The organism is Rhizobium album, from assembly GCF_003122325.1.
Classification (GTDB): Bacteria; Pseudomonadota; Alphaproteobacteria; order Rhizobiales; family Rhizobiaceae; genus Metarhizobium; species Metarhizobium album.
Genome location: NZ_QFBC01000004.1, coordinates 193,461 through 207,500 on the forward strand (window position 1 = coordinate 193,461; position 14,040 = coordinate 207,500).

Genomic DNA, 14,040 nt, shown 5'->3' on the forward strand with positions numbered 1-14,040 from the left:
GCGCCATTTCGCGAAGTTTTTCGGCGCAACCTTCGATCCAGCAATAATCTGTTAACCCTAACAGAGTGTTAATGCAGCGATTCCCCAGCCAGTCCGAAGGTTGATCATGGCCCCCTACCAATACATCGAACGTCCCTCGCCCTTTACCGTCAAGGGCGGCAGTTCGCTGCCGATCTTCGCCGTGACGCCGGCCCATATCGAGACCGGCACCATCGATCCCGTCGCCCTCGACTGGGCGGGCAAGGCTGGTTACAAGGCCGAAACCGGCTCGCTCCTGTTGATCCCCACCAGCGACGGCCATCTTGGCGGCGCGCTGTTCGGGCTTGGCAAGAACCCGTCGAAGGCACCGTTCCTCACCGGCAAGCTTGCCCGCTCGCTGCCCGCCGGCGAATGGCACATCGAGACCGCGCCGCTGACCGCCAACCGGCTGGCGCTCGGCTACGGCCTCGGCAGCTACCGCTTCGACCGCTACAAATCCGAAAAGTCGGCCGGACCGACCCTGCTCATCCCGCAGGATGCCGATGCCCCCGACATCAAGCGCCAGCTAGCCGGCGTCTTCCTTGCCCGCGACCTGATCAACACACCAACCAACGACATGGGTCCGGCGCAGCTCGAAGCCGCCTTCCGGGCGCTGGCGGCCCATTACGGCGCCGAAACCAGCGTCATCACCGGCGCCGAACTCCTGGATCGCAATTTCCCGCTGGTTCACACCGTCGGCCGCGCCAGCGCCGACGCACCGCGCCTGCTCGAAATGCGCTGGGGCAAGAAGGGACACCGCCGCATCACGCTCGTCGGCAAAGGCGTCTGCTTCGATACCGGCGGCCTCGACATCAAGCCGGCCTCCTCCATGCTCTTGATGAAGAAGGACATGGGCGGTGCCGCCAACGTCATGGGCCTGGCGCTGATGATCATGGACGCCAAGCTGAAGGTCGACCTGCGCGTCATCGTTCCCGTCGTCGAAAACTCGATCTCCGCCAACGCCTTCCGGCCCGGCGACATCTACCGCAGCCGCAAGGGCCTGACGGTGCAGATCGACAATACCGACGCCGAAGGCCGGCTGATCCTGGCCGACGCACTGGCTTATGCCGACGAAGAGGAGCCGGACCTGCTGGTCGACATGGCGACGTTGACGGGCGCGGCGCGCGTGGCGCTCGGCCCCGATCTGCCGCCCTTCTTCACCGACGATGACCAGCTTGCCGACGACCTCAACGACGCCAGCATCGAGACCGACGATCCGATGTGGCGCATGCCGCTGTACATGGGTTACGATCGGGATATTTCCGCACGGCTCGCCGACCTCACCAATGCGCCGTCCGGCGGCATGGCCGGTTCGATCACCGCGGCGCTGTTTCTCAAGCGTTTCGTGACCCAGACGAAGAGCTGGGTGCATTTCGACATCTTCGGCTGGGCGCAGAGCGAACGACCGCACTCGCCTGTTGGCGGCGAGGCGCAAGCGATCCGTGCTCTTTACCAGCACATCCGCCGCAGTCTGCGCTGAAGTCCGGACCGGCCGGCCTCTTGCCAGGGCAGCGGCTTTCCGGGACAATAAGGCAATTCCAGCAAAAGTGCGCAGCGGTTTTGCGGCCGGAATTGCGTGCAAATGCTCTCGAAATGCGGTCTGGACAGGACGGAGTGCCGTGTGAGCTTGGAATTGACGGCGTCGCAGGCGCTTGGCCTGTGGCATGGGGTGATGCTGGAGCAGGTGCGCCAGGACGGTTTCGACCTGACGCTGCGGCAGATGGCGATCCTGCTGCACATCTATCTGGTGCCCCCACCCCACACCGTGCGCGGCCTGGCGGCAACGCTCGGCGTCACCAAGCCGGTGATCACCCGCGCGCTCTACACGATGGGCGAACTCGGCCTCGTCGACCGGGTGCGCGATGATATCGATCGCCGCAACGTCATCATCAAGCGAACCGTCAAGGGTGCGCTTTATCTCGAAGCCCTCGGCGACCTGGTGATGGCGCAGGGCCGCTCACTCACCGCCTGACAGAAGATAGCCTCCAGGCCGCCGCCGGAAAGGAACCGATGCTCGACCGCCGCCTCCACGCCTTCCGGTCCGATCTTGCCGAACAGGATCTTGAAGGGCATGTCGATGCCCTCCGTTTCGTTGCCGGCGACAAGGCCCGCATCGCGACGCCCGTCATCGCGCTGCGGCCCCTCGCGGACATGGAAACCGGCATCGACACCGAACTGCTGCTGGGCGAGGAGGTGACGGTTTTCGAGCGCGCCGATGGCTGGGCCTGGGTCAAGGCATCAGAAGACGGGTATGTCGGCTATCTGCCGGAAGCGGCTCTGACAACGGATGCCGACGCACCGACGCACCGCATCGCCGTACCGCGCAGCTTCGTCTATCCGCGTGCCGAATTGCGCAGCCCGGTGGTCAAGGCGCTCTCCATGGGGAGCCGCCTGACGGTCACCGGTGAGGCGGAGACCCGCGGCACCCGCTATTTCCTGCTGGCGGACGGCGGCGCCGTCATCGCCGCCCATTGCCTGCCGGTAGACGCAGTGCTCGATGACGACGCCGTATCGATTGCGCTGCGTTTCCTCGAAACCCCTTATCTCTGGGGCGGCCGCTCGGGCTTCGGCCTCGATTGTTCCGGCCTTGTGCAGCTATCGCTGATGATGGCCGGCCACAAGGTGCCGCGCGATACCGACATGCAGGCCGCCTTCCCCGCCGAGGACCTGCAGCGCGGCGATCTCCGGCGCGGCGACCTCGTCTTCTGGAAAGGCCATGTCGGTATCATGGAGGATGAGGCAACGCTGCTGCACGCCAACGGCCACACGATGACCGTGGCGCGCGAAAACTTCGACAAGGCGGTGGAGCGCATCGGCTGGCTCTACCAGCGGCCGACCGCCTATCGCCGGCTTGTATTGTGAGGCTTGCGCCATCAAATAGATGTGCGTTCCCGTGATCGGTCATCTCGGCTATTTTCATGGAAAAAGAGGCCGGCCGGATGCGGCCGGAAAGACGAAACGAATGCCTTCCCTGCGCCACGCTGCAGTTCTTGCCGCATTGACCCTGCTTTATGCCGCGCCAGTCATGGCGACGGATTTCAGCCGCGAGGCCGTGACTGCCGGCGATCCTTACCGCGACCTGCCCGGCGTCAAGGAACCGAAAAACAATCTCGGCAGCAACAGCGACGGCTTCGAATGCCGCACCGAACTCGGCGAACGGCGTTATTACCGCCGCGATCCCTTCTACCGCTTCGGCGAACCCGGTGTCGTCTACAGTTGCAATCGCAATGGCGTCACGGTCGAGAGCTTCGAACCGCCGTCACGCGGCGGCCGGTTCCCCGGGCAAAAGCAGGTCGGCTGGCCCTGGCAGGAGTAACCGCTTCCGGCTGCTTGATTTTTCGTGACAAAATTCCGATCCTGCCCGTCAATCACGGAGAATCCGCTGGGAGAGCGGAGGGGAGGAATGCATGTCTGACGATAGGAAGCCGCTGGTCATCTCGGCGCCGGCGCCGCGTACCCTGGATCTGGTTTTCAGCGACGAGGCTCGCCGCGCGCTTCACGTCGGCTACCGGATCGTCGAAGCCGATGCCGAAGACATCGCCGGCCTGCCGGACGACGTGCTGCGGGAGGCGCGCTACATCATCGGCCAGCCGCCGCTTTCGGAAGACACGCTGGCGCGGCTGAAAAGCCTGCGCTGTGTTCTCAATGTCGAGAGCAACCTTTTCAACAACATGCCCTACGAGACCCTGTTCCAGCGCGGCATTCATGTCGTCACCACCGGCCAGGTGTTTGCCGAACCGGTCGCCGAACTCGGCCTTGCCATGGCGCTCAACCTTGCCCGCGGCATCGTCGAGGCAGACGCGGATTTTCGTGCCGGCAAGGAACTCTGGGGCGGCGACGGCAATCGCTCGGCCCGACTGATAAGCGGCGCCGAGATCGGCATCATCGGCTTCGGCGATCTCGGCAGGGCGCTGAACCGGGTGCTGGCGGGCTTTCGCGCCCGCATCCGCGTCTTCGATCCCTGGCTGCCGCCGTCCATCCTCATCGACAACAACGTCGAACCCGCCAGCCTCGACACCGTGCTGCAGAACAGCGATTTCGTGTTCGTCGTCGCCTCCGTCACCACCGAAAACCAGGGTTTCCTTGGCGCGGATGCCTTTGCAAGCATGCGCAAGGGCGCGGCTTTCATCCTGCTCAGCCGCGCCGGTGTCGTCGATTTCGATGCGTTGATCGCAGCCGTCGCAAGCGGCCATATCGTCGCGGCCAGCGACGTCTTTCCGGAGGAACCGCTGCCGCTCGACCATCCCGTGCGGCGGCAGGCGGGTTTCCTGCTCTCCGCCCACCGCGCCGGCGCACTCGACAGTGCCTTCAAGAAGATGGGCGACATGGTGCTGGAAGACATGGCCCTGATGGACCGCAACCTGCCGCCGATGCGCTGCAAACGCGCCGAACGCGAAACCGTCGCCCGCATGCGCTCGAAACCGGTGACGGTGAACTGAGCAAGGCCGGCAGATGCTGCGCCCGGCAGCTATTCGTCAGGGCAAGGAAAAGGCATCTCCGCTGTACCATAACGGCGGAGATGCCTTGAGAGCGGTTTCGGGTCAGGTGCCTGACCCTCAGACGTACCAGATACCATCCGCGATCGCCGGCGCGACGCCCGTGATGTTTTCGGCACTTTCGGAGAATCCGGCGAGAACCGACGCCTTCGACACGCCGCCGTTCATCTGGCCTTCCCAATAACCGATGCCAGCGGCCTCGCCGGCACGGCCGAGCACGTTCTCGTAGAGCTTGGAAATAAAGCCGACATTGTCCGTCACGCCACCATAGACCGAGGCGAATTCCTGCGAGCCGATGAAGCCCGCAGCGACATCCAGCAAGGAGCGGCCGGCATCGATGGTCTTGATCCAGAAAGACAGCCCGGCAGCATCCGGCGTCCGGTCGAAGGCCGCCTGATAGATCCGGTAGGCCTGCCCGGCATTGCCCGCGATGTCCAGTGCCAGGGTTCCGTCGCTGAAACCGAGACGTTCGACGCCGAACAGCGACTGCGTCTGGTCGCCGAAACGCATCGTGATGGTGTCCGCCGTACGATCAAACTGAAACTGCGACATGCTGGAGCGGGCCACGGAATTGTGAACCATGTCGAGCCCGGGCCCGGCATTGGCAGAGAACGATTGCCCGTGCGCGTAAATGATGTCGTCGCCGGCATAAGTGACGATCGCATCGCGCCCGCCGCCCGTTTCGATGATGTCGTTGGCGCGCGTTCCGCGGATATATTCACCAGCAGCAGTTCCCGTCTGGCGCAACGTTTCGCTCGGCGCGTCCCAGGTCCATGCATAGGGATAGGCGGCATCCGCGGAGGCGTTGCCGAAAAGAACCTGAACCGCTTGAATATCGAAGCTTCCGAGACGCGGCGTATAGTCATTGTAGGTCATGACCGTATAGGTGCCGTTATCCATCGACGGATCGAGGATGACGTCCGGATCCGTATCGAAGGGGTGCTTCAACCCAAGCGCATGACCGATCTCGTGCAGGGCGACGTGGGTAAAATCGTCGTTGCTATAGGTGAGGGTGTCCGTGTTGAAACGAACGACGCCGGCACCATCATCGCCCCTGCCGCCATACACCGAAAAGGAACCATCGGCATTGACGAAGGCGCCGCTGGTCGGCAGGCCGGCATCGGCAGCACTTTCGTTGTCTTCGAGTGCATAAAAGCCGAAATTCAGATCGCCCTCATGGGACTTGGTTTCGAGAAGGATTACACCGCTGGCCGATGCCCAGGTGTCGAGCGCTGCACGAATAAGGCCCTGCTTGCCGGCATCCATGGCGCTGGCAAAAGGATTCTTCTCCGGCTCGATATTGCCCGCGGCAGACGAGGTCATGAAGGAATAGGTGAGGATGACCGGTTTTGCCTGAAGTGTCGGATACCAGTAATAACCGGACAAGAGTGCCGTATAGTCTGTAACTGTCGCCATGATTTCCCCTCGGATTGCTGCGGACCCCACACCCGCTCGGTCAGTGTAAGAGATATCGAGATACGACGGATGTCTACACTCGAAAGCTCGCCGGACCGGCTATTTTTGGTGTGATCCGCCGCACTTTTCGCGGCCTTGCAAATAAATAGGAATCCTATATATATGCGATCATGGAAACGCCGAAGAACCCGACCTCGATCCAACACCGAATTCGCGAAGGCCTATCGCGGGTTGCGATGGTGATGCGCGTCGACGACTGGAACCGTGCGAAGCGCGCCGGCATCAACCCGACGCAGCTTTCGATCCTCGAACTTCTTGAGGGTCGCGGAGACGGACTTGGCGTCAAGGAGATCGCCTTCCATCTCGGCGTGTCGCAGCCAACGGCCACGGATTCGATTGCTGCCCTCGAACGCAAGGGCTGTGTCGAGAAACGGCAGACGGAGACCGACAGGCGCGGCGTCAGCGTCGCGATCACAACTGCGGGCCTGACGGCCCTTCGTGCCGGCGATGGCGAGGAAAGCTTGGCCAACCAGGCGACCGAGGCGCTGGCGGCGCATGAACAGGAAGACCTGCTGGTCATGCTGATCAAGATGATCCGGCAGTTGCAGGTCAACGATGCCATACCGATCCAGCGCATGTGCACGAGCTGCCGCTTTTTTGCGCCTTTTGCCCATGCCGATGCGGCCCAGCCGCATCACTGCAAATTCGTCGACGCAGCTTTCGGCCAGCGGGATCTTCGCATCGATTGCCGCGACCACGAGACCGCCGATGCCGCAATCCGGGCTGCCACCTGGGCTGTGTTTGAAAACGGTCGGGACTGACCCCTGCGCTGCCGGCACGACCGGCGCCGCGTTGGGGCAGGACCGCTTCCCGCGATTTATCCGGCAGGGCCGTTCCTGGCGGATAAAACATCGGTCCGGCGACTGCCATCACCGGACCGACAACTCCCTCCCTCCAGGCTATTGAAAGGAAAGAACATGACAAGGATTACTCTCATCGACCCGTCGAATGCAACGGGAACCACCGGTGAACAGCTGGCCCAGATCAAGTCCGCATTCGGCATCGTTCCCAACATGTTCAAGGCAGCGGCAAATTCGCCGGCGGCGCTGAGCAGCATGTGGGGTTCCTTCGGCGCCCTCGGCGGCGGTCGGCTCGGCGCCAAGCTCGGCGAGCAGATCGCCGTCGCCATTGCCGACCGCAACGGCTGCAATTATTGCCTCGCCGCCCATACCGGCCTCGGCCGCAAGGCGGGCGCCACGGCACAGGAAATGGCCGAGGCGCAGGCCGGCCGCTCGACGGATGCCCGCACGGCCGCTGCCCTGCAGTTCGCCATCATCGTTGTCGACAATCGCGCCGGCATCCAACCTTCCGAGGTCGATGCGCTGCGGACGGCCGGTTTCGACGATGAAGAGATCGTCGAGATCATCGCCCACATCGCCCTCAACCTGTTCACCAACTACCTCAACGTCGCGCTCGACGTTCCGGTCGACTTTCCAGGTGTGAAGCTGACGCGCACGGCTGCCTGAGCAACCCCATGCAGGGCGGACCGTTCCCTCCGGTCCGCCTACACCGGAAGGATCCGACATCATGACCCGTTTTAATGCCCCGCTCGCGCCCGAAATCGCCGCCAGCGAATGGTTCAATGCCCCGACCCCGCTTTCGCTGCAGGCGCTTCGCGGCCGGCCGGTCTTTCTTCACAGCTTCCAGCTGCTCTGCCCCGGCTGTGTCGCCGAAGCCATCCCGCAGGTGCTGCGCATCGAACGCATCTTCGCCAATACCGATCTGCAGGTCATCGGCCTTCACACCGTCTTCGAGCATCATGCGGCGATGACGCCGGTGACGTTGCGGGCTTTCCTGCACGAGTACCGGCTGAAATCCCCCGTCGCCGTCGACCTTGCGGAAGACGGATCGGACATTCCGGTGACGATGCGGCGTTTCGGGCTGCGCGGCACACCGTCCTCGGTGCTGATCGGCCGTGACGGCGCCATCATCCACCAGGCATTCGGCGTCGAAGACGACATTGCCGTCGGCGCAAGGATCGCCATGGCGCTCTCTGCCCGCATGCCGGACATCAAGCCGGCCGTGGCATCCGATGAAGAAGGCGCGTGTGCCGATGGTACTTGCGCTGTTTCCCCGTCCGCGCAGGATGCCGCCTGAGGCCGCGATGATCAACACCGCCCGCGTTCTGCGGCATGTCCCCGGCCGGGTTTCGTTCCTGGCACCAACGAAGGCGGACGGTTCCACCGACCGCCGCAGCGATATCGACCAGCATCCGCCTTGATGCCGTTGAACTTGGAGGAAAGACCATGATGACGCTCCCGCTCCTCGGTTTGCTGGTCGGCAAGGTCGTCCCGCTTGGGCCGCGCAGAGTCCTGAGCGGCATCGCCAAGACGCAGGTTCCGGACAGTGTCACACTGTCGGAAACCGGCTTCCATGGCGACGTACAGGGCGATCCCATCCGGCACGGCGGGCCGGAAAAGGCCGTGCATCACTATCCGTTCGACCACTATGCGGCCTGGGCGGAGGGGCTCGGCCCCCATCCGCTGCTCAGCCATCCCGGCGCCTTCGGCGAAAACCTCTCGACCGCGGGGCTGTCCGAAAATACCGTGGCGATCGGCGATGTCTTCGCGCTTGGAACGGCGATCGTCGAAGTCAGCCAGGGCAGGCAGCCCTGCTGGAAGCTCAACGAACGCTTCGGCACGCCGGCGATGGCCCGGAACGTCCAGTCCACGGGGCGGACGGGCTGGTATTACAGGGTGCTGCAGGCCGGCACCGTCACGCCCGAAGACAGTCTGACGCTCATGGAACGGCGGTCGCCGGAATGGACCGTCGCCAGGATCTGGCGCACCTTCTACATCGACCCGCTCAACCGAAGCGAGCTTTCCGGCATTGCCGCGCTTGAACGCCTTGCCGACGGCTGGCGCAGCCACGCCACCCGCAGGCTGGAAACCAACAAAGTCGAAGACTGGAACAAGCGCCTCACCGGCATCGGTTAGAGAAAGACCAGCAAAAGCGCGTCGCGGTTTTGCGTCCGGAGTTGCGTACGAGCAAAGAGACGGAGAATGCCTCCGCCGGCGCGAAAAAAATCAGCCGCGCCGGGCTGCCTCGATTGCGGCGACGTCGATCTTCTTCATGGTCATCATCGCGTCGAAGGCGCGCTTTGCTTCGGCGCCGCCGGCCCGCATGGCTTCCATGAGCACCCGGGGCGTGATCTGCCATGAGATGCCCCAGCGATCCTTGCACCAGCCGCATTCGCTTTCCTGGCCGCCATTGCCGACGATGGCGTTCCAGTAGCGGTCGGTTTCCTCCTGGTTTTCCGTCGAGATCTGGAAAGAAAAGGCCTCGTCGTGCTTGAAGGCCGGGCCTCCGTTCAGGCCCATGCAGGCCACGCCGGCAACCGTGAATTCGACGACAAGCACATCGCCCTGCTTGCCATCGGGAAAATCGCCGGGAGCCCGTATGACGGCGCCGACGGCGCTGTCGGGAAAGATCTCGGCGTAGAAGCGGGCCGCCGCCTCGGCATCCTTGTCGAACCACAGGCAGATCGTGTTCTTGGCCATAACAATACCCTTTCATCCTGGTTGCAGGGTCGCCTTCGACGACCGATGCCTTGAAGACGCACAGGTTTACGGCAATCCGACATCAGGCTGAAAATTGTTTCGCGATGCGGGTCATTCCGCTTTCGAGCGCGGCGTGTCATCGATCTTCGGGAGGAACCACGTCAGCAGGCCGGCGAGCGGCAGGAAGGAACAGAGCCAGTAGACCGCTTCGATGCCGATATTGTCCGCCAGGCCGCCCAGGATGGCGGCGGCGATGCCGGCGAGCCCGAAATTCAGCCCGTAGAACAACCCGCCGATCAGGCCGATGCGGTTGGGCAGCAGTTCCATCGCGTAGATCAGGATCGAGGCGAAGGCGCTCGCCATGATCAGGTTGATCAGGATGGACAGGATCACCGTCCAGTACAGGTCCGCATAGGGGAGCAGCAATGTCAGCGGCAGCGGACCGAGCACGGAGATCCAGATGATCCGGTAGCGGCCGATCCGGTCGCCGACGATGCCGCCGATCAGGGCACCGGCCGCCGAGGCCAGCAGGAAAACGAACAGCATGATCTGCGACATCTGCACCGATGTCCCGAAGCGATCGATCAGGTAGAATGTGTAGAACGACCGGAAACTCTCCATGTAGGCGTTTTTCGAAAACATCAGCAGCGTGAGGACGACGAGGCCGACGGCCACGGTTGCCGGCGCATGGCGATGCAGCTTTTGCGCCGATCCCGCCGCACTCGCCGCGCTCTGCGCCAGTTGCCGGATCAGCGCATGCTGTCCGGCGGTCCAGATCATCAGCGCCATCGCGACAAGTGCCGCCAAGGCAAACCAGGCAAGGCTGGACTGCCCGTGCGGCACGATGAACACGGCAGCGAGCAGCGGCCCGAGCGCGCCGCCGAACTGGCCTCCGACCTGGAAGATGCCCTGCGCCAGGCCCTGCCGGCCACCGGACGCATACCGGGCCATGCGTGTCGCCTCCGGATGGAAAATCGAGGAGCCGATGCCGATGCAGGCCGCCGACACCAGGATGAGGGCGTAGCTCGACGAATAGGCGAGCCCGAGGACGCCGGCAAAGGTGAAGATCATCGCGACCGCCGTCGAATAGGGCATCGGATGCTTGTCGGTGTACAGGCCGACGACCGGCTGCAGCAGCGACCCCGCCGTCTGGAACGTCAGCGTGATGATGCCGATCTGCACGAAATCGAAACCGTGCGCCTCCTTGATGACCGGATAGATCGCCGCGATCAGGGACTGCATCAGGTCGTTGAGGAGATGCGCCAAACCGAGGATGAAGAGGATGCCGAGAAATGCCTTGGGGCGCCGGGCGGTCATGGAGATCGAAGTCATTGGATGCGGACCTGAATATTATGGCGAAAAACGTCTGGATATCATGCGAAATGCTTGCGAAGGACGATCAACGCCGCGGCGACGCGGTCGCGGGCCGTATCGGGCAGCGGGAGAACGGGCCTCAGAGGTTCGACTTTGCACAGGCCGAGGAGTTCGGCAATGACATACACCACCCTGAAACTGCCGAATTCCCTGAACAGGCTCCAGAGTGGCTCGAATGCAGCATTCAGCCGCTGTGTCTGCGCCACGTCGCCGGATTGTGCCGCCCGCGCCAGGGCCAGCGTTTCGACCGGCAACAGGCCCGCGGCCACCGAATACCAGGCATCGCCACCCGCCAGCAAGGACGCGGCGCAATCCCAATCGCCGCTGTAGCCTATGCGGAACGAGGGTGACGTCACTGACCGGATCGCATCCAGTTCGCCGGCGAAGTCTCCATCGGCCGGCAAGGGCATTTTTACGGCCGCGATATTTGCGACTTCGGACAGGCGGCCGATGAGCTCCCTTGAAAAGGTAAACCGGGTCGTGCCGGGATTGTTGTAGATCGCAAGCGGCAGTTCCCCGGACTCGGCGACGGCGGCAAAATGCGCATAGACTTCTTCGTCGCGCAACGGCGTGTAGGAGACCGGGGCCAGAAGCAGGCCGTTCGCGCCTGCGGCCCTGGCATCACGCGCCAGCGCCTGGGCGTCGTCCGTCCTGAGCGCGCCGACACCGACGATGACGGGTATGCGCCCACCCACTGTCGCCATTGCCGCTTCCACCGCCCGTCGCCGCTCCTCCCGCGTCAGGAAGGCGTAGGCGCCCGTACTGCCGAGCAGGCCGATCGAATCGACCCGGGCATCGGCAAGACGGTTCAGAACACGGGCAAGCGCCACGGTATCGACGCGACCGGAGGGATCGGCGGGCGTGATCGGAAAGGCCGACAGGCCTTCGAAGAGCGACATGGTGTTCCTTTCAAATCCGGGAGAGGAGAAACTTCGGCCCGACGAAGCCGAAGGACGCTGCGAGGGCGCCCTCGATGCAGCGGCAGCGCGACGATAGAGGCGAAACATCGGGCCTGTCGAGAAGAGATGGCATAACCGCAGAAAATCGTGATGCCGGGAGCCGCGCATCCCGCGGGATGACGACGATGCCGGATGAAGACGCGCCGGGACACGGCCCGGCCTCCTCAGCGCGATACAGACCAGCATGGATTTCGGGTTCAGCAGGTGCATCTCGCAGGCCGCGCCTGTAAAGCGCTGCCATGGACGCCTTGACGCGATCCTGCCCCGCTGCCGGCGCGCGGTCGCTATTCCCCGGCGATCCGCAATGTCTTGCGTGACGGATACTGTTCGTTTGTCGTCGCCAGGTAATGGCGGAACTGCTCCTCCAGGCAGGAGATGCGATCTCTCATCTCCTGCATGCTGTCATCCGCTGCTTCGAAGCGATTGCCCGTCTCGAAGGAGTTTTGCAACCGCGTCAATATCTCGGCCGTCATCGACCGGTTGTTGAGTGTCGCCGACTTCATCAAATCGCGGCGCATGGTTTCCGGAATGCGAAGCCTGAGATAATATTCGTTTTTTGACATGGACATTCCATTGCAAGCTGTGAATGGCGCCTTCCCGACCGACACCGGTCCGTCCCCGTTGCCGATCAGGGCGATCTTGGCGAAAATGGTATATTCAAAGGGGTCACCTCTTTTCCGAGCATGCCGGCGGGCCGGGCCATCCCCATGGCTCGCCCAGGAAACCACCCGCGGAAGACTGTCTGAATGGCCTGATGCCGCAGTCAAGACGCATGCGAGCGATTTGGACACTGGGATAATTATATGGGACGGGCAGTATAGAGACGGGGCCGGCCGGCCGGAAATCGACGACGAAGGCCGGAGACGGCGCTTGAAAAGCATCGGCGGTGACGCCTATTGTTTTGACCGCCGTCAATCGTTCCTGTCGAAGGCTTCATGACAAAACGCCTGTCTCCCATCGCCGTTTCGACCATCGATTGTTTCAGGATGGTTTTTCCGGAAAACGATCCCCAGGCCTCGGCGGCCTACGGTAAAATGATGCTGCCGCTGTTCGAGTTCGACGTACCGGATCCCGGCAGGAAGACGCCGTTCTCCTGTGAAGCGGAGATCTATTGCCTGCCTGATGTCACGGTATCTCGGACAAGGGCGACGGCCTCTCGGTTTACGCGGACGGTTCGAACGATCGCCAGGTCGGCAACCGACGACATGCTGGTGGTGTGTTATACGAGCGGTCACTTCACCTGTCGCATCGGCGAGAGAACCCGGCGCGTCGAGCAGGGAGAACTCGCATTCTTCGATCTTTCGCAAGAGGTCGTCATCGAGGCGCCATCCGTCGACAATATCAGCCTGGCCATTCAAAGGCGCAAACTGAAGCCGGCCATCCCGCTGCTCGACAGCGCCCATGGTCTCGTCATCCCGCCCGGAGCGCTCTCGAGGGTGCTGATCGGGGTGATGGAACACACGATGGAAATGGGAGCGACGATGCAATCGCCGCAAGCACGACCGATCGGCGAAGCGATCATCCTGCTCATCAATGCCTGCCTCGAAACCCTGTCGCAGCCGAGGACGACGTCCGACATACAGAGCGGTGCCGTGTCGCTGGCAAGCGTGAAGGCGGCCATCGAACGCCGCTTGGCCGACCCCAATCTGGGGGTCCAGTCCTTGCTTGAGGAATTCGGCATGACGCGCTCGACCCTCTACCGCGCCTTCGAACCGCTTGGCGGCGTCACGGCCTACATCACAGAACGGCGGCTGCGGCATGCATTCCGCCGGATGACCGATCCCGCCGAAAAAAACCTGCGCGTCTCGCACCTGGCCTTCGAACTCGGCTTCACGCATGCCTCGGCCTTCACGCGCGCCTTCAAGGCGCTCTTCGGCCTGACGCCCAAGGACATCCGGACGCTTGCCATCCGGCCGGCCGGCGAAGACATTCCGTTCTTCGTGTCGCCGGAGGCGATCCCTTACATTCATCCTCTCACGCCGGCGCTCATCGAATCCGGCTCGCGGGTCCCTCTCGGGCGCAAATCGTGATTCACGCGGGGCGAAGAATTGCACCATTGCGAGAGGTCGCCCGCCGCGTGTTCCGGTCGCCCTGCACGACAACCAGCGGCCGCCCCCGCTGTCGCTCAGCGACAGTGCCGCTTGACCATCAAGGGCGAAATGGGCGATTTCCCCTGTCCGCAGCGGGGTCGATGGCGCGGGCGGCGGGCAAAATATG

Annotated in this window: 15 protein-coding genes; 10 read left to right on the forward strand and 5 right to left on the reverse strand. The window is 63.2% G+C overall.

From position 1 onward, the window contains the following. Positions 1 to 106: 106 nt before the first annotated feature. The 5 genes from DEM27_RS11595 (at position 107) to DEM27_RS11615 (ending at position 4,457) form a co-directional block, all read left to right on the forward strand. Positions 107 to 1,498, forward strand: coding sequence for a leucyl aminopeptidase family protein (locus DEM27_RS11595; RefSeq protein ID WP_109458394.1), 1,392 nt, complete (start codon positions 107 to 109; stop codon positions 1,496 to 1,498). A 141-nt stretch (positions 1,499 to 1,639) separates the two neighbouring features. Continuing rightward, entirely contained in the window at positions 1,640 to 1,990 is a 351-nt protein-coding gene (locus tag DEM27_RS11600; protein ID WP_109458395.1) for a MarR family transcriptional regulator, read from the forward strand. Positions 1,991 to 2,028: 38 nt separating this feature from the next. Further along, positions 2,029 to 2,880, forward strand: coding sequence for a C40 family peptidase (locus DEM27_RS11605; protein ID WP_109458396.1), 852 nt, complete (start codon positions 2,029 to 2,031; stop codon positions 2,878 to 2,880). A 100-nt stretch (positions 2,881 to 2,980) separates the two neighbouring features. Then, positions 2,981 to 3,334, forward strand: coding sequence for a hypothetical protein (locus DEM27_RS11610; RefSeq protein ID WP_109458397.1), 354 nt, complete (start codon positions 2,981 to 2,983; stop codon positions 3,332 to 3,334). A 91-nt stretch (positions 3,335 to 3,425) separates the two neighbouring features. Next, complete coding sequence (locus tag DEM27_RS11615; RefSeq protein WP_109458398.1) at positions 3,426 to 4,457, forward strand: hydroxyacid dehydrogenase; 1,032 nt, start codon at positions 3,426 to 3,428, stop codon at positions 4,455 to 4,457. Positions 4,458 to 4,574: 117 nt separating this feature from the next. On the opposite strand, the gene DEM27_RS11620 is transcribed toward DEM27_RS11615, so the two are convergent. Next, the gene (locus tag DEM27_RS11620; protein ID WP_109458399.1) at positions 4,575 to 5,930 is read right to left on the reverse strand and encodes a DUF4214 domain-containing protein; all 1,356 of its coding nucleotides are present in this window, start codon (positions 5,928 to 5,930) and stop codon (positions 4,575 to 4,577) included. 170 nt (positions 5,931 to 6,100) lie between these two features. Between DEM27_RS11620 and DEM27_RS11625 the strand changes: the two genes are divergently transcribed. The 4 genes from DEM27_RS11625 to DEM27_RS11640 all read left to right on the forward strand — a co-directional run bounded on the left by DEM27_RS11625 (position 6,101) and on the right by DEM27_RS11640 (position 8,926). Then, the gene (locus DEM27_RS11625; RefSeq protein ID WP_109458400.1) at positions 6,101 to 6,751 is read left to right on the forward strand and encodes a MarR family winged helix-turn-helix transcriptional regulator; all 651 of its coding nucleotides are present in this window, start codon (positions 6,101 to 6,103) and stop codon (positions 6,749 to 6,751) included. 156 nt (positions 6,752 to 6,907) lie between these two features. Continuing rightward, on the forward strand, positions 6,908 to 7,456 hold the full coding sequence (locus tag DEM27_RS11630) for a carboxymuconolactone decarboxylase family protein (RefSeq protein ID WP_109458401.1): 549 nt from the start codon (positions 6,908 to 6,910) through the stop codon (positions 7,454 to 7,456). A 61-nt stretch (positions 7,457 to 7,517) separates the two neighbouring features. Continuing rightward, positions 7,518 to 8,087, forward strand: coding sequence for a TlpA disulfide reductase family protein (locus DEM27_RS11635; protein ID WP_109458402.1), 570 nt, complete (start codon positions 7,518 to 7,520; stop codon positions 8,085 to 8,087). 152 nt (positions 8,088 to 8,239) lie between these two features. Then, positions 8,240 to 8,926 carry an MOSC domain-containing protein gene (locus DEM27_RS11640; protein WP_205908896.1) on the forward strand — a complete coding sequence of 229 codons (687 nt, stop codon included), beginning with the start codon at positions 8,240 to 8,242 and terminating at the stop codon, positions 8,924 to 8,926. A 90-nt stretch (positions 8,927 to 9,016) separates the two neighbouring features. On the opposite strand, the gene DEM27_RS11645 is transcribed toward DEM27_RS11640, so the two are convergent. From DEM27_RS11645 to DEM27_RS33975, 4 genes are all read right to left on the reverse strand, one after another. Next, the gene (locus DEM27_RS11645; RefSeq protein WP_109458404.1) at positions 9,017 to 9,490 is read right to left on the reverse strand and encodes a VOC family protein; all 474 of its coding nucleotides are present in this window, start codon (positions 9,488 to 9,490) and stop codon (positions 9,017 to 9,019) included. 111 nt (positions 9,491 to 9,601) lie between these two features. Then, entirely contained in the window at positions 9,602 to 10,822 is a 1,221-nt protein-coding gene (locus DEM27_RS11650) for an MFS transporter (RefSeq protein WP_109458405.1), read from the reverse strand. 41 nt (positions 10,823 to 10,863) lie between these two features. Then, positions 10,864 to 11,763, reverse strand: coding sequence for a dihydrodipicolinate synthase family protein (locus DEM27_RS11655; protein WP_109458406.1), 900 nt, complete (start codon positions 11,761 to 11,763; stop codon positions 10,864 to 10,866). A 344-nt stretch (positions 11,764 to 12,107) separates the two neighbouring features. After that, positions 12,108 to 12,386, reverse strand: coding sequence for an Arc family DNA-binding protein (locus DEM27_RS33975; protein ID WP_165823399.1), 279 nt, complete (start codon positions 12,384 to 12,386; stop codon positions 12,108 to 12,110). Between the two features lie 372 nt (positions 12,387 to 12,758). Here DEM27_RS33975 and DEM27_RS11665 point away from each other — a divergent pair, with 372 nt between their 5' ends. Then, the gene (locus tag DEM27_RS11665; protein WP_109458408.1) at positions 12,759 to 13,853 is read left to right on the forward strand and encodes a helix-turn-helix domain-containing protein; all 1,095 of its coding nucleotides are present in this window, start codon (positions 12,759 to 12,761) and stop codon (positions 13,851 to 13,853) included. Positions 13,854 to 14,040: the final 187 nt, after the last annotated feature.

Excerpts from the sequence above, each read along its gene's own strand:
- DEM27_RS11645 (WP_109458404.1), bottom strand. The coding sequence starts at position 9,490 with ATGGCCAAGAACACGATCTGCCTGTGGTTCGACAAGGATGCCGAGGCG.
- DEM27_RS11635 (WP_109458402.1), top strand. The coding sequence starts at position 7,518 with ATGACCCGTTTTAATGCCCCGCTCGCGCCCGAAATCGCCGCCAGCGAA.
- DEM27_RS11620 (WP_109458399.1), bottom strand. The coding sequence starts at position 5,930 with ATGGCGACAGTTACAGACTATACGGCACTCTTGTCCGGTTATTACTGG.
- DEM27_RS11650 (WP_109458405.1), bottom strand. The coding sequence starts at position 10,822 with ATGACTTCGATCTCCATGACCGCCCGGCGCCCCAAGGCATTTCTCGGC.
- DEM27_RS11615 (WP_109458398.1), top strand. The coding sequence starts at position 3,426 with ATGTCTGACGATAGGAAGCCGCTGGTCATCTCGGCGCCGGCGCCGCGT.
- DEM27_RS11640 (WP_205908896.1), top strand. The coding sequence starts at position 8,240 with ATGACGCTCCCGCTCCTCGGTTTGCTGGTCGGCAAGGTCGTCCCGCTT.
- DEM27_RS11605 (WP_109458396.1), top strand. The coding sequence starts at position 2,029 with ATGCTCGACCGCCGCCTCCACGCCTTCCGGTCCGATCTTGCCGAACAG.
- DEM27_RS11610 (WP_109458397.1), top strand. The coding sequence starts at position 2,981 with ATGCCTTCCCTGCGCCACGCTGCAGTTCTTGCCGCATTGACCCTGCTT.
- DEM27_RS11630 (WP_109458401.1), top strand. The coding sequence starts at position 6,908 with ATGACAAGGATTACTCTCATCGACCCGTCGAATGCAACGGGAACCACC.
- DEM27_RS33975 (WP_165823399.1), bottom strand. The coding sequence starts at position 12,386 with ATGTCAAAAAACGAATATTATCTCAGGCTTCGCATTCCGGAAACCATG.
- DEM27_RS11595 (WP_109458394.1), top strand. The coding sequence starts at position 107 with ATGGCCCCCTACCAATACATCGAACGTCCCTCGCCCTTTACCGTCAAG.
- DEM27_RS11655 (WP_109458406.1), bottom strand. The coding sequence starts at position 11,763 with ATGTCGCTCTTCGAAGGCCTGTCGGCCTTTCCGATCACGCCCGCCGAT.
- DEM27_RS11625 (WP_109458400.1), top strand. The coding sequence starts at position 6,101 with ATGGAAACGCCGAAGAACCCGACCTCGATCCAACACCGAATTCGCGAA.
- DEM27_RS11665 (WP_109458408.1), top strand. The coding sequence starts at position 12,759 with ATGACAAAACGCCTGTCTCCCATCGCCGTTTCGACCATCGATTGTTTC.